General features: G+C 70.6%; 16 protein-coding genes. 8 read left to right on the top strand and 8 right to left on the bottom strand.

Annotated elements, in window-relative coordinates; all coding sequences use genetic code 11:
• Positions 1-497: 497 nt before the first annotated feature.
• Together BKK80_RS22785 and BKK80_RS22780 are read right to left on the bottom strand one after the other, a co-directional pair.
• Positions 498-1,754 (bottom strand): MFS transporter, encoded by a 1,257-nt coding sequence (locus BKK80_RS22785; protein ID WP_084085267.1) that lies wholly within the window; start codon positions 1,752-1,754, stop codon positions 498-500.
• A 174-nt stretch (positions 1,755-1,928) separates the two neighbouring features.
• Positions 1,929-2,975 carry an aldo/keto reductase gene (locus BKK80_RS22780; RefSeq protein WP_071071413.1) on the bottom strand — a complete coding sequence of 349 codons (1,047 nt, stop codon included), beginning with the start codon at positions 2,973-2,975 and terminating at the stop codon, positions 1,929-1,931.
• A gap of 433 nt (positions 2,976-3,408) precedes the next feature.
• On the opposite strand from BKK80_RS22780, the gene BKK80_RS22775 reads away from it, so the two are divergent.
• Positions 3,409-4,434, top strand: coding sequence for an AraC family transcriptional regulator (locus BKK80_RS22775; RefSeq protein WP_084085265.1), 1,026 nt, complete (start codon positions 3,409-3,411; stop codon positions 4,432-4,434).
• Between the two features lie 111 nt (positions 4,435-4,545).
• A complete protein-coding gene (locus BKK80_RS22770; protein WP_071016831.1) occupies positions 4,546-4,968 on the top strand; it encodes a hotdog fold thioesterase in 423 nt (140 codons plus the stop codon).
• A gap of 78 nt (positions 4,969-5,046) precedes the next feature.
• Here BKK80_RS22770 and BKK80_RS22765 read toward each other — a convergent pair whose 3' ends face one another.
• On the bottom strand, positions 5,047-5,955 hold the full coding sequence (locus BKK80_RS22765) for a LysR substrate-binding domain-containing protein (protein ID WP_071016833.1): 909 nt from the start codon (positions 5,953-5,955) through the stop codon (positions 5,047-5,049).
• A gap of 260 nt (positions 5,956-6,215) precedes the next feature.
• On the opposite strand from BKK80_RS22765, the gene BKK80_RS22760 reads away from it, so the two are divergent.
• Positions 6,216-7,310: a M14 family metallopeptidase gene (locus BKK80_RS22760; RefSeq protein WP_071039448.1), complete on the top strand. Its 1,095-nt coding sequence runs from the start codon at positions 6,216-6,218 to the stop codon at positions 7,308-7,310.
• 231 nt (positions 7,311-7,541) lie between these two features.
• Here BKK80_RS22760 and BKK80_RS22755 read toward each other — a convergent pair whose 3' ends face one another.
• Both BKK80_RS22755 and BKK80_RS22750 read right to left on the bottom strand, forming a co-directional pair.
• Positions 7,542-8,375, bottom strand: a complete 834-nt coding sequence (locus BKK80_RS22755) for an AraC family transcriptional regulator (RefSeq protein WP_071016837.1) — start codon at positions 8,373-8,375, stop codon at positions 7,542-7,544.
• Positions 8,376-8,766: 391 nt separating this feature from the next.
• Complete coding sequence (locus BKK80_RS22750; protein WP_071016839.1) at positions 8,767-9,387, bottom strand: DUF938 domain-containing protein; 621 nt, start codon at positions 9,385-9,387, stop codon at positions 8,767-8,769.
• Between the two features lie 261 nt (positions 9,388-9,648).
• On the opposite strand from BKK80_RS22750, the gene BKK80_RS22745 reads away from it, so the two are divergent.
• From BKK80_RS22745 to BKK80_RS22735, 3 genes are all read left to right on the top strand, one after another.
• Positions 9,649-11,298 carry an acyl-CoA synthetase gene (locus tag BKK80_RS22745; protein ID WP_071016840.1) on the top strand — a complete coding sequence of 550 codons (1,650 nt, stop codon included), beginning with the start codon at positions 9,649-9,651 and terminating at the stop codon, positions 11,296-11,298.
• 610 nt (positions 11,299-11,908) lie between these two features.
• A complete protein-coding gene (locus tag BKK80_RS22740; RefSeq protein WP_071016842.1) occupies positions 11,909-13,030 on the top strand; it encodes a porin in 1,122 nt (373 codons plus the stop codon).
• Between the two features lie 560 nt (positions 13,031-13,590).
• Positions 13,591-14,529 carry an AraC family transcriptional regulator gene (locus BKK80_RS22735; protein ID WP_083384709.1) on the top strand — a complete coding sequence of 313 codons (939 nt, stop codon included), beginning with the start codon at positions 13,591-13,593 and terminating at the stop codon, positions 14,527-14,529.
• A gap of 93 nt (positions 14,530-14,622) precedes the next feature.
• On the opposite strand, the gene BKK80_RS22730 is transcribed toward BKK80_RS22735, so the two are convergent.
• Positions 14,623-16,242, bottom strand: coding sequence for a 3-(methylthio)propionyl-CoA ligase (locus BKK80_RS22730; protein WP_071039446.1), 1,620 nt, complete (start codon positions 16,240-16,242; stop codon positions 14,623-14,625).
• 341 nt (positions 16,243-16,583) lie between these two features.
• On the opposite strand from BKK80_RS22730, the gene BKK80_RS22725 reads away from it, so the two are divergent.
• On the top strand, positions 16,584-18,368 hold the full coding sequence (locus BKK80_RS22725) for an acyl-CoA dehydrogenase (protein WP_071016846.1): 1,785 nt from the start codon (positions 16,584-16,586) through the stop codon (positions 18,366-18,368).
• A 241-nt stretch (positions 18,369-18,609) separates the two neighbouring features.
• The gene (locus BKK80_RS22720; RefSeq protein ID WP_231908172.1) at positions 18,610-19,053 is read left to right on the top strand and encodes a hypothetical protein; all 444 of its coding nucleotides are present in this window, start codon (positions 18,610-18,612) and stop codon (positions 19,051-19,053) included.
• Between the two features lie 38 nt (positions 19,054-19,091).
• Here BKK80_RS22720 and BKK80_RS22715 read toward each other — a convergent pair whose 3' ends face one another.
• Together BKK80_RS22715 and BKK80_RS22710 are read right to left on the bottom strand one after the other, a co-directional pair.
• The gene (locus BKK80_RS22715) at positions 19,092-20,246 is read right to left on the bottom strand and encodes a DUF1275 family protein (RefSeq protein WP_071016847.1); all 1,155 of its coding nucleotides are present in this window, start codon (positions 20,244-20,246) and stop codon (positions 19,092-19,094) included.
• Positions 20,247-20,306: 60 nt separating this feature from the next.
• Positions 20,307-21,137 carry a fused MFS/spermidine synthase gene (locus tag BKK80_RS22710; RefSeq protein ID WP_071071411.1) on the bottom strand — a complete coding sequence of 277 codons (831 nt, stop codon included), beginning with the start codon at positions 21,135-21,137 and terminating at the stop codon, positions 20,307-20,309.
• Positions 21,138-21,169: the final 32 nt, after the last annotated feature.

Below are 21,169 nucleotides of genomic sequence, written 5' to 3'. Positions count from 1 at the left end.
ACTCGGAAGAAATTCGCCTCCTTCGGACATTGCCTTGTACGGCTGGCACCGGCTCGCCCGACGCAGCGCCGGCATCGGCGGCCGGCCGCTGGATCATGGAGATCGGGGATGAGGGAGAGGCGGTCGATGCGATGCGGGGCGGCGCCGGGCATCGCGCGCATGGGCCGCCATGGCCGTGCGCCTAGGCAACGGCTCGGCGTGCCCGCATGAGGTCGCGGGCACCGGGCGGTCTCAGTGATTCAGGGGCTCAGGGGCTCAGGGGCTCTGGGGCTCTGGGGCTCTGGGGCTCTGGGGTTCTGGGGTTCTGAGGGCCGGCGCGGCACGCGGCGTGCTGCCGCTGCATGCGCGAGACTGTGCGCGAGACTGTGCTCGGCGGCCCGGGCGGGGCGGTCGAGGGCCGCCCGTGCGATGCGGATGTTTGCGGGTTCCCACCCGCAGCAAAGAGAAGGAGAAGGCGGTGAAGCGTGACGCTCTGGACAAGCGCTTCGCTGCCGCGCTCAGCGGGCCGTGTCGCCTGCCGCCGGCACGGCGCGTCGGCCCTTGCGCGCCAGCGCCGCGGAAGCCGCCCACAGCGCAAAGCCACCCAGGGCCAGCAGGCTGCCGACCCAGCCCGGCGAGGTCCAGCCATGCCCGGCCGCAATGGCCAGGCCGCCGAGGAAGGGCCCGAGCGCATTGGCCATGTTGAAGGCGGAGTGGTTCAGCGCCGCCGCCAGGCTCTGCGCGTCTTCGGCCACGTCCATCAGGCGTGTCTGCAGCACCGTGGCCAGCGAGCCGCCGAGGCCGATCAGGAAGACACTCAGCGAGATGGCCCAGACGTTGCCGGCCATCAGCGGGAACAAGGCCAGCATGGCGGCGCTCCACAGCAGCAGCACACCGGCGGTGCGCATCAGCGCGCGGTCGGCGAACAGCGGCACCACCATATTGCCGGCGGTCAGCCCCAGGCCGAACACGCTCAGCACCAGCGGCGCCGTGCTCGCCGAGACGTGCGTCACTTGCGCCAGGATGTCGGCCAGGTAGGTGTAGACCGCGAACAGGCCGCCGAAGCCGACGGCGCCGATGCCCAGCGTCAGCCACACCTGCAGGCGTGTCAGCGCGCCCAGCTCGCGCAGCGGGCTCGCGGACGGATCTGCCGGCGTGCTGGGCGCGAACAGCCGCACGCAGGTCATGGTCAGCACGCCCAGCGCGGCCACCAGGCCGAAGCTCCAGCGCCAGCCGACCGCCTGGCCCAGCCAGTTGGCCAGCGGCACGCCGATCACGGTGGCGCAGGTGAGGCCGAGGAAGATGCGCCCCACCACCAGCGTGCGCCGGTGGGCCGGCACCAGCGAGGCCGCCGTCAAGGCGGCGATGCCGAAGTAGGCGCCGTGCGGCAGGCCGCTCAGGAAGCGGAACAGCAACATCCAGTGGTAGTCCGGGGCGACGGCGCTCAAGGCGTTGCCGACGCTGAACATGGCCATCAGCAGGATCAGCTGGGTGCGGCGGGCGAGCCGCGCGCCCAGCACCGCCATCACTGGCGCGCCCACCACCACGCCCAGCGCGTAGGCGCTGATGACGTGGCCGGCCGTCGGCGCGTCGATGCCCAGGCTCTGCGCGAAGGCAGGCAGCAGGCTCATGGTGGCGAACTCGGTGGTGCCGATGGCGAAGCCGCCCACGGCCAGCGCGAACAGCACCAGGCCGACCCGCTGCGGCGGCGCGTGGTCCGTGGCGCCTTCGGGTCGGACATCGGCGGGGGTGCGGGCTGGGGCGGGGGGCTGCATCGGGGGTGGGCCTTGTGGAAAACGCAATGTGGCGGGCCCGCCGGTCAGGCGGCCGCCGGCGGGGCGGCTGCGGACCGGGTCGGCCCGCAGTGCAGGCCGGTCATTATATTGCGATGCAGCAAGCCGTGCAGGCGACGCCACCCGCCGCACCGCCGCTGCCCGCCGACCGCCGCCTCAGGCCAGGCCGGCCTCGGCCAGCTGCCGGCGCCGCACCTCGCCCTGGCGCCGGAACATCCAGCCCGGGTACTCGGACGGCAAGGCGCTGGCCTGGTCCAGCACGGCCAGTTCCTCGGCGCTCAGCGCGATGCCGGTGGCGGCGATGTTGTCCTGCAGCTGCTCCAGGCGCCTGGCGCCGATGATCACGCTGCTGACCACCTTCTGGTGCAGCAGCCATGCCAGCGCCACCTGCGCCACCGAGACGCCGCGCACGCTGGCCATGCCCTGCATGGCATCGATCACGTCATAGGCACGCTCCAGCTCGACCGGCGGGAAGTCGAACACGGTGCGGCGGCTGCCGGCCTCCCCCATCGCCTGGCGGCCGTACTTGCCGCTCAGCAGGCCGCCGGCCAGCGGGCTCCACACCATCAGCCCCACGCCTTCGCTCTGCAGCATGGGCACCAGCTCGCGCTCGAGGTCGCGCCCGGCCACGGTGTAGTAGGCCTGCAGCGAGGCGAAGCGCGACAGGCCGAGCCGCTCGGCGATGCCCAGCGCCTTCATGATCTGCCAGGCGGCCCAGTTCGACACGCCGATGTAGCGCACGTGCCCCTGCTGCACCAGCGTGTCCAGCGCGCGCAGCGTCTCTTCCACCGGCGTGGCCGGATCGAAGCCATGCACCTGGTACAGGTCGATATGGTCGAGCTGCAGCCGCGACAGGCTGGCCTTGACGCCTTCCATGATGTGGTAGCGCGACAAGCCGCGCGCATTGGGCCCCTTGCCGGTCTCGCCGAACACCTTGGTCGCCACCACCACGTCGTCGCGCCTGACCTTGAGGTTCTTCAGGGCCTGCCCCGTGATGATCTCCGAACGGCCCTCGGAGTAGACATCGGCGGTGTCGATGAAGTTGATGCCGGCCTCCAGCGCGGCCGCCACCAGCCGCTCCGCGTCGGCCTGCTGGACGTCGCCGATCTGGCTCCAGAGCTGCCCTTCCCCGCCGAAGGTCATGGTGCCCAGGCACAGCTCCGAGACGAACAAGCCGGTATTGCCGAGTTTCCTGTAACGCATGGTCGAGACTCCTGGATCGTAGGATTGGCGCCCGGACGGGCTCGCCCGGGCGCAGGACTGGCAGCGTGCCGGCAGGTGCCTGCCGGCCTGTGCCGCGCGTTCCGCGGCCGCTGCATCGCTGGAGGATTATGCAATCCGCCAGCCGATCCGGCGCTGCCGGATTCTCGCGCTTTCCTGCCTATTCCTACGCACCGGGATGAGCGCCGGCGCGAACCTCGCCCGTCATGGGCGGGCGCATGTGCACGGACAGCCATTCCGTTGTGATGTTTCCTCCTGCCCCGCGCTCAGGCGCGCTTCCGGCGCCCGCCGCGCCATACCCGATCCTGCGGGATTCCTGCCTGATTCTCCGATTGTCACCACCCTGTGCCGCCGGAGAAACAGGCAACCGGAAGAACGGAGTAAGCTGGCACCGGTACCGTCCCGCCGCCGCGCCATGACTGCCCTGCCCGACCGCCCCGCCACCGCCTCGATCGCCGAGCCCGCCACTGCGCCGGAGACCCGGCCAGCCCCGCATGAAGCGCACGACGCGCAAGCCGCGCATGACCCGCTGGCACTGCCGCGCCGCGAGCTGGTCGCACTGCTGGAGCGCCACACCGGCACGCTCGAAGGCACGCGGGAAACCGCCGTGCCGGGACTGCGCATCCATCGCATGCAGCACCCCACCGGGCCCCACCATGCGATCCAGACCGCCGCCTTCGCCGTGATCGCGCAGGGCTCCAAGCGCCTGCTGATCGCCGACGAAGCCTACGAGTACGACCCCATGCACTACCTGGTCTCCTCGGTCGACCTGCCGGTGGTGGCGCAGGTGTCCACGGCCAGCGCCTGCGAACCCTACCTGGGACTGCGCCTGGAACTGGACACCGAGGCGATCCGGGCCCTCATCGGCGACGCCAAGCTGCCGCCGCCGGAGCGCAGCGAGCCGGCGCGCGGCATGTACGTGCACCCGCTCGACCCGGCACTGCTCGATGTGGTGCTGCGGCTGCTGCGCCTGCTCGATACCCCGCGCGACATCCCCATCCTGGCGCCGATGATCAAGCGCGAGATCCTCTACCGCCTGCTGATGAACGGCCAGGGCGCGCGGCTGCGCCAGATGGCGCTGCACGACAGCCAGGTCAGCCGCGTGGCCAAGGCCATCCGCCTGCTGCGCGAGCGCTTCGCGCAGCCGTTGCGCGTCGACGAGATCGCGCGCGACGTGCACATGAGCGTCTCTTCGCTGCATTTCCATTTCAAGGAAGTCACCGCCATGAGCCCGCTGCAGTACCAGAAGCACCTGCGCCTGCAGGAAGCGCGCCGCCTGATGCTGACCGGCGACGTGGGCGTGGCGCGCGCCGCGCGCGCGGTGGGCTACGAAAGCGCCTCGCAGTTCAGCCGCGAGTACAGCCGCCTGTTCGGCGCGCCGCCGCTGCGCGACAAGCAGCGCTGGGGGGAAGCCGGCGGCGCCGCGACGCGGCCCGCCTGAGCCGGCCCGGCTACCCCGGCGGCGCCCCTGCAGCGCGCGCGGCCCCCCAGTACAATGGGCCGGCGCCGGCCGCGGCCGGCACATCCCGACACCATGAGGAAGACAAAGACAATGCTCTGGAAAGCAGCACCGAACCTGGCCGACCTGCAGGCCCTGCACAAGGACACCGCCGTGACGCATCTCGGCATCGAGTTTCTCGAGATCGGCGAAGACTCGCTCACCGCCCGCATGCCGGTCGACCGGCGCACCGTGCAGCCCTTCGGCATCCTGCACGGCGGCGCCTCGGTACTGCTGGCGGAAACGCTCGGCAGCTGCGCCGCCAGCCTGTGCCTGGATCCGCAGACGCACTACTGCGTCGGGCTCGACATCAATGCCAACCACCTGCGCTCGGTCACCTCGGGCTACGTGATCGGCAAGGCCACGCCGATCCACGTCGGACGCTCCACCCACGTCTGGTCCATCGATATCCGCAACGAGGAAGGCAAGCCGGTCTGCATCTCGCGCATCACGATGTCGATCCTGGCGCGCGGTTAATTCTCGGTTAGTGCGCAGTTCATGCCGGCCGGAGGGGCAGGACTTCCCCTCCGCGCATCCACGCATCCGCGCCCCGCTTCACCCGGCGCGGAACGACTGCGCCGCCGCCTCCATGCAGGCCAGCAGGCGCGCCGCTGCCGAGGTCAGCGGGCGGTCGCGCCGCACCACGATGCCGGCCTCGATCTCCGGCAGCGCCTCGCGCACGCCGATCGCCACGATCGGCTGCTGGCGCAGTTCCAGCGCGAAGGTCGGCTCGGTCACCAGCGCCACCACGTCGGTGGTCTTCAGCAGGGCCACGGTCGGCGCCAGCGACTGGCATCGCAAGATGCGTTCCGGCGCGGCCAGCCCGTTGTCGGCGAAGAAACGGGCGAAACCGCGGTCGAAATCGTCGCCCGGCTCGCTGGCCAGCAGCCACTCCGCCTCCTGCAGCCTGGCCAGCGTGCGCACGCGCGCCAGCGGATGGCCGCGCCGTGCCGCCACCAGCAGGCGCATCGGCAGCAGGGTGCGGTGCTGCGCATAGTCCGGCCAGCGCATGCCCGGCACGCTGTTGACCACGGCGAAATCCGTCTGGCCGTCGCGCAGGGCCTGCAGCGCCTGGGACAGGGCCGCCTCGCGGAAGCTCACCGTGGTCTTGGCGTCGGCGCGCCGGAACGCCGCGAATGCCTGTGGAATCATCGCGCGCGCCACCGCCGACGACACCGTCGCGGTGACATGGCCGCCGGCGCCGTCGCGCATCGCGATCAGGTCCTCGCGCGCGCGCCGCATGTCTTCCACCAGCAGCCGCGCCCGCACCAGGAAGGCCTCGCCATACTCGGTCAGCCGCACGCCCGACACCGAACGCAGCAGCAGCGGCACGCCCAGGCTCTTTTCCAGTTCGCGCAGGGTGAAGGTGACCGCCGGCTGCGACAGCCCGAGCGCGCGTGCCGCGCCGTGCAGGCTGCCCTGTTCGACGACCGAGAGAAAGACCTGCAGTTGCTGTGGCTTCATCGCTGGCGCTGGCTCGCTGGCTCGCCGGCATCCCGCCTGAGGCGGTCGGAGGGATACGGCAGGCGGCGGGCGGAAGACAGAAGGCAAAGCCGCAGTGTAGGCCATGCCCCGGCGGGTGATAAGAAAACCTGATCGCCTTCCAGAATTCTTGTCTTGTGCAAGCGCCGGTGCCGGTCGATCATTGCCGTCGGCACTCCGGCGCCGCCGCCCTGCCCCTTAGCCCTGCCCCTTCCCCATCACGACACAAGCGAGACAGACCGATGGACGTCGCACGACATTTCGCCGAGACCTATGCCGAGGCGCGCGAGAAATTCACCGCGGCCGCGCGCGCCCGCGGCCTGGAGATCGAACGGGCCATCCACCCCGGGCAAACCGGCCCGGACGGCGAGCCGCTGTCGATCGACAGCGCGCTGTTCGCGCCGGACGGCGCCCGCTCGGTGCTGGTCGTCACCTCGGGCACGCACGGCGTCGAAGGCTTCTGCGGCTCGGGCTGCCAGGTCGGCCTGCTCGGCGACGATCTGCTGTTCACCAAGCTCACCGAGGCGCGCGTGGCGCTGCTGCTGGTGCATGCGGTCAACCCCTACGGCTTTGCCCACCTGCGGCGCGTCAACGAGGACAACGTCGACCTGAACCGCAACAGCGCCGACTTCGCCGCGGCGGCCGCCAGCAACCCGGCCTACCTGGAAGTCGACCCGCTGCTGCTGCCGGCGACCTGGCCTCCCGGCCCGGCCGACCAGGCCGCGCTCAACCAGTTCATCGCCACGCGCGGCATGCAGGCGCTGCGCGACGCCATGACCGGCGGCCAGTACCGCGTGCCCGACGGCATGTTCTACGGCGGCAGCGCGCCCTGCTGGAGCACCCGGCAGATGGGCGAGCTCCTGGCGCGCCACCTGCCGCGCTTCGCCGCGATGGTGTGGATCGACGTCCATACCGGCCTGGGCCCGTACGGCCACGGCGAGAAGATCTTCGTCGGCAGCGACGCCGCCGAGCTGGCACGCGCCAACGCCACCTGGGGCGCCGACGTGCTGCCGATCACGGCGCCGGGCTCGGTTTCGTCGGTGGTGGAAGGGGCGCTGGTGAATCTCGCCTACACGCAGTACCCGGGCATCGAGAAGACCATCATGGCGCTCGAGTTCGGCACCCTCGATTCGATGCAAGTGATGCAGGCCCTGCGCGCGGACCACTGGATGCACCGCCATCCCGACGTGCCGGCCGACACCCGCGCGGAGATCCGCCAAGGCCTGCGCGACGCCTTCTACTGCGACAGCCCCGACTGGAAAGGCCAGGTCTACGGCCAGACCCGCGTGGCGGTGCTGCAGTCGGTGGCGGCGCTGGCGCGCCACGCCCGCGCCTGACACGTTCCGGCCGGGGCGGGCCGCCGGCGCGGGGAAGCGGCGGCCCGCCCCGCCAGGCCGGACCTATCCGTCATCGCCCGTCCGCCGAGGAGGCTCCAGGGCTGTGTGACCGGCGCTGGCTGGCGCCTCCTGGCCCTGTTCGCATTCGTCTTCCTATTCCTCTTCATGGCAACGGGATGCAAACGGGAGGTCCTCTTGCCCCCCGCCTGGATCCATCCGGCTGCGCGAAGCCTATCGCAGTGGCAGGCAGATGCGCGTCTGCAATTGGGCGGGCAGTGTGGTACGCGGGTCGTTCAGGTATTGCTCGAACATGGGGAAGTCCGCGGGCTCCATGCCGCTGCGGGGCAGCCATTCGGAGAACATCCAACCGTACGGCTTGTCCATCTCGTTGTACGGTCCGGTGTAGGTCAGCATCGCGCAGCGGATGGCAGGGATCTCGAAGCGTTCCAGTTCGTCGCCCAGGTCTGCGTCGGGCGCGACCGGCATGCCCGCCATCGAACGCAGCTGGCCAGCCGGCACCTGCCCGGGATCGTCGAAATAGACGCCGAAGCCGATGGCATCGGGGCGGGCCAGGCCACGGCCGGCGGCCAGCATGAAGACGCGGGTGAAGACCGGACCGATTTCCTGATAACTGCCATGGTGCGGCAAGGCGGCCAGCACGGTGCCGGGGAAGGTTTCGATGGTGATGGGGTACATGCCTAGCTCCTCGGGGTTGAAGGGACGGGAGCGGGCCGCGCGGTAACGCCCCGGCGAGATGCCGAAGGTGGCGCCGAACGCGCGGTTGAAGGCGGCGTCCGACGCGTAACCGGCACGCAGCGCGACATCGCGCAATGGCACCCCGGTGCCGCCCAGCACGACCGCCGCACGATGCATGCGGATGCGCTGCACGGTGGCGTTCACCGATTCACCCATCATCGCACGGTAGACGCGGTGAAAGTGATACGGCGACAAGCAGGCGAGGTCGGCCAGCAGATACAGATCCGGGGCGGCGTCGGGGTTGCTTGCCAGCCAGCGCAGGACGGGGTCCATGCGGCGGGCGTATTGGGTGCGGGTCTGGGGTTTCAATTGCGGGCTCCTTATGGAGCAATGTAGCCTTGCTGGATTTGCAGATCTTGCGGTTTTTCGCAGCGGGCTGGCACGAAGAGGGCCAACCCGCCCGGTCCTTGCTGGAGGGCCGCAACCGCGTTCGACGAGCCGGCCAAACGAACCGTTCAGGGCGGCTCTCCAAGGCTCTCCGACAATCCGACGGCGCCACCACGCTCTAGCAAACGGGTCGCCACCGGCAGGCCGGGGCCGCATGATCGAGCGGGCGCGGTGTGGGGGGATGGGCGCATCGCGGTCCCTGGTCCACCGCGTCATTCCAGAGCCCCCGATCGACAGCGCCTCCGGGCTCTTTGCACCCGGCCTGCGAGCGGCATGCACCGCCGCCCGGATGCGCTGTCCCTGACGCAATGGACTAGGCGCGCCGGAACACCAGGCTGAAGTTGTTGGCCGGCATCGCTACCACCTCCTCCAGCAGCAGGCCGGCGCCCTCGCCCAGCGCCACCACCGCCTCCATGTCGCGCACGCCCCAGTCGGGGTCGGCCGCGCGCAGCTGGGCGTCGAAGGCCGCGTTGCTGGGCGCCGTATGCGCGCCGTCGCGGCGGTAGGGGCCGTACAGGTAGAGCACGCCGCCCGGCGCGAGCAGGCGGCCGGCGCCGAGGAAGAGCGCCTGCGTGGAGGCCCAGGGCGAGATGTGGACCATGTTGATGCACACCACCGCCTGCGCCGACTCCACGCCCCAGGGCTGCAGCCGCACGTCCAGTGCCAGCGGCGCGCGCACATTGGCCAGGCCGGCATGCGCCGTCCAGGCGGCGATCGAGTCGCGCGCAGCCTCGTCGGGATCGCTCGGCTGCCAGGTCAGGCCCGGCAGCGCCCCGGCGCAATGCACGGCATGCTGGCCGGTGCCGCTGGCGATCTCCAGCACCAGGCCGGAGGCCGGCAGCACGCGCCGCAGCACCTCCAGGATGGGATCCCGGTTGCGCTCCGCCGCGGGCGCCACGCGGCGTGCGTCGGAAGGGGGCTGGCTGCTGGTCATGGGGAGACTCTCCTCTGGCTGGACATGAAACCCGGCACAGGGGACGGCGGGCCGGGCCGGCGGGGCGCCGGATACCGCATCTTACCGCCGCGCCGCCACGGCCGCCGGCCGGCGCGGAGCGGGAGTGGCAAATCAGGTCGCCACAGCTGGAGCCTTCGGCCATTGCCCCCCATCCGGCGCTAAATCACACTGTCGGCCACCGACAAAGCAGACAAGTCGCCCGCGCCGACCGCGGCCGGGACGACCCCAGTGGAGACCATCATGCGCGACTACGCCGAGGCCATCGCCGGCTTCAATTACCAGGACGCCTTTGCCGAGCGGGTGAGCGGCACGCTCGACGCCATCAATGCCTGCGTCGAATGCTGCAGCCGCCATGCCCTGCCCGGGCGTATCGCGCTGTTCTGGGAAAGCCGCGACGGCAGCAGCGAGAGCTGGACCTTCACCCAGCTCGACCAGCTCTCGGCGCGCTTCGCCAACTTCCTCCAGGAGCAGGGCGTGCAGCCCGGCGACCGCGTGGCCGGCCTGCTGCCGCGCACGCCCGAGCTGCTGGTCACCATCCTCGGCACCTGGCGCGCCGGCGCGGTCTACCAGCCGCTGTTCACCGCCTTCGGGCCCAAGGCCATCGAGCACCGCGTGCAGAGTTCGGGCGCGCGCCTGGTGGTGACCGACGGCGCCAACCGCGCCAAGCTCGACGAGGTCGAGGGCTGCCCCGCCGTGGTGACCGTGGCCGGCGCCAAGGGCCGCGGCCTGGTACGCGGCGACTTCAGCTTCTGGGCCGAGGTCGAGCGCCGTCCCGCCGATTTCGCGCCGGTCATGCGCCGCGGCGACGACCCCTTCCTGATGATGTTCACCTCCGGCACCACCGGCCCGGCCAAGCCGCTGCTGGTGCCGCTCAAGGCCATCGCCGCCTTCGCCGGTTACATGCGCGACGCCGTCGACCTGCGCCCCGAGGACGCCTTCTGGAACCTGGCCGATCCCGGCTGGGCCTACGGCCTGTACTACGCCGTGACCGGGCCGCTGGCGCTGGGCCACCCGACCACCTTCTACGACGGCCCCTTCAGCATCGAAAGCACCTGCCGCGTCATCAACAAGTACGGCATCACCAACCTGGCCGGCTCGCCCACCGCCTACCGCCTGCTGATTGCCGCCGGCGAAGCCGCGGCCGGGCCGCTGCGCGGCAAGCTGCGCGCGGTCAGCAGCGCCGGCGAGCCGCTCAACCCCGAAGTGATCCGCTGGTTCGCCAACGAACTCGGCACCACCATCCACGACCACTACGGCCAGACCGAGCTGGGCATGGTGCTGTGCAACCACCACGCCCTCGGCCACCCCGTGCGCATGGGCGCGGCCGGCTTCGCCAGCCCGGGCCACCGCGTGGTAGTGGTCGACGACGAAGCGCGCGAGCAGGCGCCCGGCCAGCCCGGCACGCTGGCCATCGACATGACGCAGTCGCCCATGTGCTGGTTCGCCGGCTACCACGGCACCCGCACCGGCGCCTTCGTCGGCGACTACTACCTGACCGGCGACACCGCCGAACTCAACGACGACGGCAGCATCAGCTTCATCGGCCGCGCCGACGACGTCATCACCACCTCCGGCTACCGGGTCGGCCCCTTCGACGTGGAAAGCGCGCTGATCGAGCATCCGGCCGTGGTGGAAACCGCCGTGATCGGCAAGCCCGACCCCGAGCGCACCGAACTGATCAAGGCCTTCGTCGTACTCGACCCCGCGCAGCGCGCCAGCCCCGAGCTGGCCGAGGAACTGCGCCTGCATGTGCGCAATCGCCTGGCAGCCCACGCCTACCCGCGCGAAATCGAATTCGTCGCGGAGCTGCCCAAGACGCCGAGCGGCAAGGTCCAGCGCTTCATCCTGCGCAACCAGGAAGTGGCCAGGCAGCGCGACGCGCAGGGCTGAGGCACAGCCCGATCGTCCGGCAATCGTCCGGCGGCGGGCGCGGCCGCGCCCGCCGTCTCCCTCGCGCCGGGCGCTCTCCCCGCTCTCCGCTCCCCGCTCTTCCGCTCCCCGCTCTTCCGCCCCGGCGCAAGGCGCTCGCTGAACACCAAGGCGAGCGCCGTCGCCGCGCCCCTCCGCCGCGCCGCAGCGGCGCGCCTCCGCTCGTGTCGCGCTGGCGGTCCCCGCTCCCCGCTCCCTGTTCCCTCCTCCCCGCAAGCGCCCGGGCCACGCCGCCCCAAGAGGAAGAAAGCGAATCCATCCGGCGCAATTAATTCATCCCACGCATAGCGCACAGTCCTTACACTGACGCTCGCACCAAACGGCCACGCAAACCCGGACGCCCCCTCGCTGAACGCGAATCCACCCGGGCCGGGGCCACCCATCCCTTCGGCGTTCCCAGCGCCGTTCCTGAGCCATGAAAGACCACGACAGGGCCACCCTCTGCTCCGTGCCGAACCGCACCCGCTGCGCCTCGGCACAAGCGAGTCCACAAAGCATGCCCTGCGATTTCCACTCCGCACTCCACACACGACGCAGATGAGTTCGCTTTTTCACACCAAGGGAGAGAATCTTGAAACCCGGCATCATTCCGCTGGCAGGCTTGTCCTTGCTGTCCGGCGGCGCACTGGCCCAGTCCAGCGTCACGCTGTACGGCGTCATCGACACGAGTGTCCGCTTTGCCAACCACCAGGCCACCAGCAGCGGTCCCCAGACACTGATCGGCCTGCAGGACGGCGCCTTCAATAACGCGCGCTGGGGCTTGCGCGGCGTGGAGGAACTGGGCGCAGGCAGCAAGGCCCTGTTCACGCTGGAGAGCGGCTTCAGCCCGACCACCGGCCGTTCGTCCCAGCAGGGCCAGCTGTTCGGCCGCCAGGCGTGGCTGGGGCTCGCCAACGACACCTGGGGCACGATCAAGCTGGGCCGGCAGATGGGCGCCGCCTATCTGTTCGTCATCGGCGTCGACCCCATCAGCATCGGCAACTACAGCGAGTTGAGCTGGCAGACATCGCTGACGGGCCTGCGCTACGACAACACCGTCGACTACAGCAAGCAGTGGGCCGGACTCGGCGTGGAAGCGCAATACGCCTTCGGCGAGCGTGCCGGCGACATGGCCAGCGGCAGCACCGTGCAACTGGCGCTGACCTATGACACGGACAGCCTGCACAGCGGCGCCGTGGCCCAGCAGTCCAAGGATGCGAACGGCCACGCGATGCGCCTGTGGGTCGCCGGCGCGCGCTACGCCATCGGTCCCTTCACGCTGCACGGCTACTACCTGGACGCCTGGCGCCAGGCCGGCTTCGCCATCGGCGCCAACGGTTCCGGCACGCCGCTGGCCAATACCAGCATCGGCGGCAATGCCAATACCGTGCTCGGCGCCGGGACGCAGACGGCCGAGCGGCGCGACCAATATGCCGCTGCCGGCGTCACCTACCAGGCCACGCGGGCGCTCAAGCTTACCGCCGGGTATATGCGGGACAACGTCTCGGGGGTCCGGCCGGGCGTCGCCGGGCTGGTGCAGACGGTCTATGGCGTGGCGATGTACAGCCTGTCCAAACGCACCGAGGTCTATCTCGAGATGGACTACAGCCGTCTCTCGGGCGGCTCCATCACTGATCCCAACAACCCCTCGGGCTCCTTCGGCGGCACCCGCTGCCGCACGGGGGCGGGGGTGGGCCTGCGCACCCGCTTCTGAAACATCGGCGGGCGGAAGAGGCCGTCAACCGCTCCCGCCCGCCGCGCGCCGGTTCGCCAGCCGTCGCGGCGGCCGTGCTCGAAAAAAAAGCCCGCACGACGCATGACGTGCGGGCTGGAAGCGCCTTGCAGGAGGCACGATGAAGAACGGTGAAGCACGGTGAAGCACGGTGAAAAAAACGAGCCGGCCCACGGGGAGGCCGTCCGGACATGGCCTGGCAGAACCTTGCGGCGCCGCGATGCTGTATCCGAGCCTTCAGCTTACGCCTGCGCCACGCATTCCCCAAGCGAATTAAAAGCATGGATTCCATTCGGATTATTCCCCCATCCAGTGGCCCTTGCGCGCGCCTCGCGCGGCCCCTTGCCGGCCCCGGTACTCCGGCCCGGCGCTGGACATCCGGCGCGCGCCACTGGCAGAATCGCACCCAGCATGCAGCCTGCCGCTGTCCGGATGCGGCCGCCCGCCCCGGCCCCGGCGCTCCCACGCCCTTGAATCCGTTCTCCGCCACCGTTCCCATCTCCCTCGTCAACGGCTTCCTGGCCGGCGCCGACCCTGCGGCCATGCAGCGCATGGCCGGCCGCTCCGGCATCGCCTACGGGCTGCTGAAGACCCCGGGCGCGCGCGTCACCGAGGAGCAGTTCTCCACCTTGTACCGCCTGCTGGCGACCGAACTGGATGACGAGATGCCGGGCATCTTCCGCCGGCCGCTGCGTAACGGGACCTTGAAGTACCTGTGCCTGAGCCTGCTGGATGCCCCGCGGCTGGAGGTGGCGCTGCACCGCTTCGGCCAGTTCTTCCACCTGATCCTGGATGACTTCCGGCTGGAATCACGCCGCGCGGGGGCGCTCGGCCATGTCGAACTGACCGCCGAGCCGTCCGGCCCGGGGGTCAGCGAACTGGGCCGCGAGCTGATGCTGAAGCTGGTGCACGGCGTGGCATCGTGGCTGGTCGGCAAGCGGATCCCGCTGGCCATGGTGGAGTTCGACTTTCCCCGGCCGCCGCGCGCCGACGACTTTCTCTACCTCTTTCCGGGGCCGGTGCAGTTCGGCGGCGGGCACACCCGCCTGAGTTTCGACGCGGCCTACCTCGACCTGCCGATCCGGCGCCGCAAGGCGGACCTGAAGATCTTCCTGGCGCGCGCGCCGGAAGACTGGATCTTCGTCTCCTTCGCCGAGCAGATGATGTGCTACCGGGTGCGCCAGTACCTGGCCGACTGCCTGCCCGCCACGCCCACCATCGAGACCGTGGCGCAGGCGCTGCACTGTTCGGTGCGCACGCTGTACCGCCGGCTGACGGCCGAGGGCACGACCTTCCAGGCGGTCAAGGACGAGATGCGGCGCGACATCGCCATCCAGCGCCTGACGCGCACCACCGATGCCATCGCCGCCATCGCCTACGACATCGGCTTCGACAGCCCGACCGCCTTCCACCGTGCCTTCCGGCACTGGACCGGCAGCACGCCGAAGGCCTACCGCACCATGCCCGAGCGCCTGCACTGAGCGGATCAGCCGGCGGCGCCCTGCCTCACCAGTCCGCTGAATCCTTGAAATGGGAGGTGAAGGACATGGCTGGCACCGACCGATTCCAGGGATTCAGCGGACCAGATGCTGGCCGAAGCGCTGCCGCAGCACCAGCTTCTGCAGCTTGCCGGTCGCCGTCAGCGGCAGCTCGGGCACGAACACCACGTCGTCCGGCACCCACCATTTCGCCACCTTGCCGGCATAGAAGTCCAGCAGCTCCTTGGCGCTCAGGCTGCTGCCGGCACGGCGCACCGCGATCAGCAGCGGGCGCTCGTCCCACTTCGGATGCGCGGCGGCGATGCAGGCGGCGAGCTCGATCTCGGGATGCGAAAGGGCGATGTTCTCCAGCTCGATCGACGAGATCCATTCCCCGCCCGACTTGATCACGTCCTTGCTGCGGTCGGTGATCTGCATATAGCCGTCGGCGTCGATGGTCGCCACGTCGCCGGTGGCGAACCAGCCGTTCTCCAGCGCGCTGCCTTCGGCGCCGAAGTAGCGCTCCACCACCCAGTGTCCGCGCACCATCAGGTCGCCGGCCGAGCGGCCGTCCCAGGGCAGCTCCTCGCCCGCGGCCCCCACCAGCTTCATGTCGATGCCGGGGATGGCGCGGCCTTGCTTGGCGTCGATGCGCGCGCGCTCCTCGGCCGTCTTCTCCGCGTAGCCGTGCGACGGCGTGCAGACCGTCCCCACCGGGGACAACTCCGTCATGCCCCAGGCATGGACCGCCCGGATGCCCAGGCCGCCCAGGGCTTCGGCCAGCTGCGGCGGGCAGGCGGCACCGCCGACGATCACGCGCGCCAGCGTGGCACAGCGCTCGCCGCTGCGGCGCATGTGGTCGACCATGCCGAGCCAGACGGTCGGCACGCCGGCCGACACCGTCACCCCTTCCTGCGTGAACAGTTCAGTGAGCGAGGCGCCGTCGAGCCGGGGCCCCGGCATCACCAGCTTCGCGCCCACCAGGGCGGCGGAGAACGGCAGGCCCCAGGCGCTCACATGGAACATCGGCACCACCGGCGCGACGGTGTCGGCGGCATGCAGGTCGAGCGCGTCCGGCAGGGCCGAGGCATACGCCATCAGGTAAGTCGAGCGATGGGAATACAGCACGCCCTTCGGGTTGCCGGTGGTGCCCGAGGTGTAGCACAGCAGCGCCGCCTGCCGCTCGTCCAGCTCGGGCCAGGCGAACGACTGCGGCTGGCCGTCGAGCAGCGCCTCGTAGCTTTCGAGCGGCACCGGAAAATCGTCCGGCAGCGCCGACGCATCGCCCAGCAGGATCCACCGCTCGACGTGCGGGCATTGCGGCGCGATCTGCGCGACCAGCGGCAGGAAGGTCGCATCGAAGCAGAGGAAACGGTCCCGCGCGTGGTTGATGATGTAGCTCACCTGCTCGGGGAACAGGCGCGGGTTGATGGTGTGGCAGACGGCGCCGATGCCGGCCGTGGCGTAGTAGATCTCCATGTGCCGGTAGCCGTTCCACGCCAGCGTGCCGATGCGGTCGCCGGGCGCGATGCCCGCGGCGGTAAGCGCGTTGGCAAGCTGCATCGTGCGCCGGTGGCAGTCGGCGTAGGTGTAGCGATGGATGTCGCCCTCGACCCGGCGCGAGACGATCTCGACCCGGCCGGCATGCCGCGCCGCCTGCTCCAGCAGCGACGGCAACAGTAGTGGCGCATACATCATCTGGCCGAAATGGTCCATGGGCGGGTCTCCTGGGAATATAGTGGGCGGAAGAGTGCGGGCATGGCCCGGAGCGGGCCGGGATGCCGGCAGTCCGGCGGGCTGGCTTGCAATGGCCCGCGGTGGCCTGTGGCGGCCATTCTAGGGACAAGCCCGCGCGCGGGCATTGACAGGACCGGCCGAATTTCTGACAAATCCTGCCAACCGCCGCGCCTGCCCCGCCACGGCGCAATTCGGCAGGTTTTGTCAATGAATGGGCAGTTTTTGTTAGCCTGTACAGGTGCCCCGGAGCTACGATCACGCCTCTGAGCAGCCATGCGGGCAAGGCCGCTGGCTGGATACAACCCGACAGGAGACACGCGATGACCTACCGCGCACCGATCAAGGACATGCTCTTCGTGATGAACGAGCTGGCCGGCCTGGAGGCCGTCAGCCAGCTGCCGGGCTACGAAGAGGCGACCCCGGAGACGGCGCAGGCCGTGCTGGAAGAGGCGGCCAAGTTCAACGAGCAGGTGGTGGCGCCGCTGAACCGCGCCGGCGACCTCGATCCCAGCCGCTGGCAGGATGGCGCCGTGACCACCACGCCTGGCTTCAAGGCGGCCTTCCGCCAGTTCGCCGAGGGCGGCTGGCAGGGCGTGCTGCACCCGGCCGAGTACGGCGGCCAGGGCCTGCCCAAGCTGATCGCCACCGCCTGCAACGAAATGCTCAACAGCGCCAACCTGTCGTTCGCGCTGTGCCCGCTGCTCACCGACGGCGCCATCGAGGCGCTGCTGACGGCCGGCAGCGAGGCGCAGAAGGCGCTGTTCCTGCCCAAGCTGATCGCCGGCGAGTGGACCGGCACCATGAACCTGACCGAGCCGCAGGCCGGCTCCGACCTGGCAATGGTGCGCACGCGCGCCGAGCCGCAGGGCGACGGCACCTACAAGGTGTTCGGCACCAAGATCTTCATCACCTACGGCGAGCACGACATGGCGGACAACATCGTCCACCTGGTGCTGGCACGCACGCCGGACGCGCCCGAGGGCGTCAAGGGCATCTCGCTGTTCATCGTGCCCAAGTTCCTGGTCAACGCCGACGGCTCGCCGGGCGCGCGCAACGACGTGCACTGCGTGTCGATCGAGCACAAGCTGGGCATCAAGGCCAGCCCGACGGCGGTGCTGCAGTTCGGCGACCACGGCGGCGCCATCGGCACGCTGGTGGGCGAGGAGAACCGCGGCCTGGAGTACATGTTCATCATGATGAACTCGGCGCGCTTCTCGGTGGGCATGCAGGGCGTGGCGGTCTCGGAGCGCGCCTACCAGCAGGCGGTGGCCTATGCGCGCGAACGCGTGCAGAGCCGCCCCGTCGACGGTTCGGCGCGCGAGGCGGTGGCCATCATCCACCACCCGGACGTCAAGCGCATGCTGATGACCATGCGCGCGCTCACCGAAGGCGCGCGGGCGCTGGCCTACGTGGCGGCGGCGGCCTCGGACGCGGCGCACCAGCATGCGGATGCCGCGGCGCGCGCCGAGAACCAGGCCTTCTACGAATTCCTGGTGCCGGTGGTCAAGGGCTGGAGCACCGAACTGTCGATCGACGTGACCAGCCTGGGCGTGCAGGTGCACGGCGGCATGGGCTTCATCGAGGAGACCGGTGCGGCGCAGCACTATCGCGACGCGCGCATCCTGCCGATCTACGAAGGCACCACCGCGATCCAGGCCAATGACCTGGTGGGGCGCAAGACGGTGCGCGACGGCGGCGCCGTGCTGCGCGCGATCTGCGCGCGCATCGCGCAGACCGAGCAGGCGCTGGGCGCGCACGGCGGCGCGGCCTTCGTGGCGGTGCAGGCGCAGCTGGCCAAGGGCCGCGCGGCGCTGGAAGCGGTGGGCGAGTTCGTGGTGTCGCAGGCCAAGGCGGACCCGAACGCGGTGTTCGCCGGCAGCGTGCCCTACCTGAAGCTGTGCGGCATCGTGTTCTCCGGCTGGCAGCTGGCGCGCGCGATGCTGGCGGCCGACGCCCGGCGCGCCGAGGACCCGGCCTTCCACTCGGCCAAGATCGCCACCGCGCACTTCTTCGCCGAGCACGTGCTGTCGCAGGCCGGCGGGCTGCGCGACGCCATCACCGCGGGCGGCGCGGCGGCCACGGCGCTGGACGAAGCGCAGTTCTGAGCGGGCGCGTGGGCGCCGCCTGGCCGGAGCCGGCCGGCGGCGGTCCAAACGCGCCGGCAGGCAGGCGCAAAGGCAAAGACAAAGACAAACACAAACGGGCGCTTCCTGGCGGAAGCGCCCGTTTTATTTGCACGGCAGCGCCCGCCGCCACGTGGCGGCCTGCCCTGGACCGCCCTGACCGCGCTCCCGCCATCTGCCATACTGTGCGCTCCGGCCACCCGGCCCCGCACGACGACCAGGCATGAGCGAGCGCGACCACCACCCGCAAGCCCCGCGCGACTACGACGAGCCGAGCCCCGCGGCCGCCGGCGGCCTGCCGCTGCCGGTGCTGCTGAACCGCGCCGCCGTGGCCGTGCTGGCCATCGGCCTGCTGGCTTCGGTGGCCATCTTCATGACCGCCGGCCCGGACCAGGCCGGCCTGCTGGACGACGACGCGGCGCGCCGCCAGTACGAATTCGAGCTGGAGAAGATCGGCGGCAAGGCCGCCGTGCTGGCGGCGGACTTCGCCAACTGGTTCGGCAGCCTGTGGCATGGCCGCACGCTGGCCTTCACCGTGGCCATCCTGAGCGTGCTGATCGCCGGCGCCTGCGCCTGGGTGGCCAGGGAGATCGCGCTGCACGCCAGCCACGAGGCCGCGCACGGCGAAGACAGCCGGCCGCAGCAGCCGCCGCGCCGCGACGGCTGAGGCGCGGCGCCGCCCGCGCCCGTCACCGGATCACCGGATCACCGGAGCGAGGCAGCGGCAGGCGTCAGCCAGCGCACCAGCGCTACCACGCCCAATCCCCACAATCCCAGCACGAGCAGCGCCGCCGGCCAGCACACCGGCGCCGGGCCGGCTGCGTCCGCCGCCCGCCGCTGGGCCTCCAGCACCGCCGCCGGCACCAGGCGCCGCACCGCCAGGATGGCCAGCGGCACCAGCACCAGGCCATGCAGCGGGCCCAGCACCGGCACGGCCGCCGGGACCACGCCGAGGGGCGACAGCGCATAGCCGGACACGGCCCGCGCCAGCCAGCGCACCGGGCGCGGCGTGCCCGGATCGCGCGCGGCCAGCCAGAGCGCATGCACATCGGCGCCGGCCGCCGCCGCCCAGCGCTTCAGCCGCGCCTGCAGGCGCGCGGGCAGGTCGCGCCGCCAGACGCGCAGCCGCACGTCGTCGAACACCGGCACGGCGGCCAGTATCAACAGCAGGCCGGCCAGCGGCAGCGTGGCGATGAAACCGAAGCGATGGAAGCCGAGCGCCCCGCTGACCCCGCCGAGGAAGAACAGCCCCACCAGCGTGCCCAGCACGCGCAGCTTGCGCCGGTCGGCGCGCACCGCCGGGCCGGCATCGTCGGCCAGGCCCAGGTTCCAGTAGAACAGCTTGCCCAGCTCGATACCGATATCGGTGATCATGCCGGTCACGTGCGTGGTGCGGATCTCCGCCTTCGACACCTTGGTCACCATGGCGTTCTGCAAGCCCATGATGAAGCAGAGCACCATCACCGTGGCCGGCACGAACAACCACTCGAGCCGCTCCAGGTTGCCGCCCAGCAGGCCGAACACCAGCAGCAGGAAAGCCTCCAGCAGCAGCGGCAGCGCGTACTCGCTGTGCAGGTGCTCGCGCCGGCCCCAGTGGATCAGCACCGCCGAGCAGGCCGCGCCGGCCATGAAGGACAACAAGGCACCCAGGCCGTCCAGCAGCAGGCCGATGCTGCCCAGCGCCAGGCTGTCCGCCATCGCGGAGATGATGCCCGACATATGCGAGGTGTACTGGTGCACGGCGAGAAAGCCGCCCGCATTGGCCGCCCCCGCCACGAAGGCGAGAAAGCAGGCCAGGCGCCGGTTGGCCTCGGGGCTGCGCTCGCGACCACTCAGCTGGCGCAGGTAGGTGATTGGCATGATGGGGTCCGTCGAACGTGGAAGGAGCGGCGCGCCGCCCGGGCAGGCGGGGCGGCGGCGCTAACGGCGTCTGCCCGGCGCCTGCCACCAGCCGCGCTCCGTGGCGAAGCGCCGGCCTTGCCGCAAGCGCCTGGCCGTGGCGCGCAGCTTCAAGGGATGGGCCGCCTCCAGCCCCTGCGCGCGGGCCAGCAGCGTGTCCAGGGGCGGCAGCGCCGCCCCGCCCTTCCACGCGAACAACGTGTAGTTGCAGCCATCTTCGGACAACGCCAGCGAGACCCCCTCACCGAACGCGGCACGGACCGCGTCCAGGTAGAACGGGATCTGCTCGTCGTCCTCGAGGAAATTCGCCACCAGCACGCCATCGTCGGCCAGCCGCTCGAGGCAGTCCTCGTAGAAGGACGGCGAGCCCAGCCGCGCCGGCATGCCGCCGGCCAGGAAGCCATCCACCAGGATCACGTCCGGACGCGCCTCCCGGCCCTGGACGTAGTCGGCGCCATCGGCGCAAACCACCTCGAAGCGCTCGCCGTCCGGCGGAATATGAAAGGTCTCGCGCAGCGCGATCACCGCCGGGTCGATCTCGACCGCCACCACCTTGGCCCCAGGCAAGTGGTGATAGCAATACTTGGCCAGCGAACCGCCCCCCAGCCCGATCAGCGAGATCCGCCCGATCCGCGCCGGCTCCGGATGCAGCAGCAGGAAGCCCATCATCGCCCGCGTGTAACCCAGCACCAAGGCATTGGGATCGCGCCGCGACATCAGGCTTTGCGTGGCATGCAGGTCGAAATGCAGCGACAACGCCCGCTCCGTCTCCAGCACCACCGGCGTACCGTCGTGCGGCGCCTCGGCCAGGAGCTTCAGATAGGTAACCAGGGAAGCGCGCGAAGAATCCATCTACCAGCCTCGTCATGGATGGACACGGAGCG

Source organism: Cupriavidus malaysiensis, from assembly GCF_001854325.1.
GTDB classification, from domain to species: Bacteria; Pseudomonadota; Gammaproteobacteria; order Burkholderiales; family Burkholderiaceae; genus Cupriavidus; species Cupriavidus malaysiensis.
Note: the sequence above shows the minus strand (reverse complement) of the source record. Positions and strands in the feature narration are given on the sequence as shown.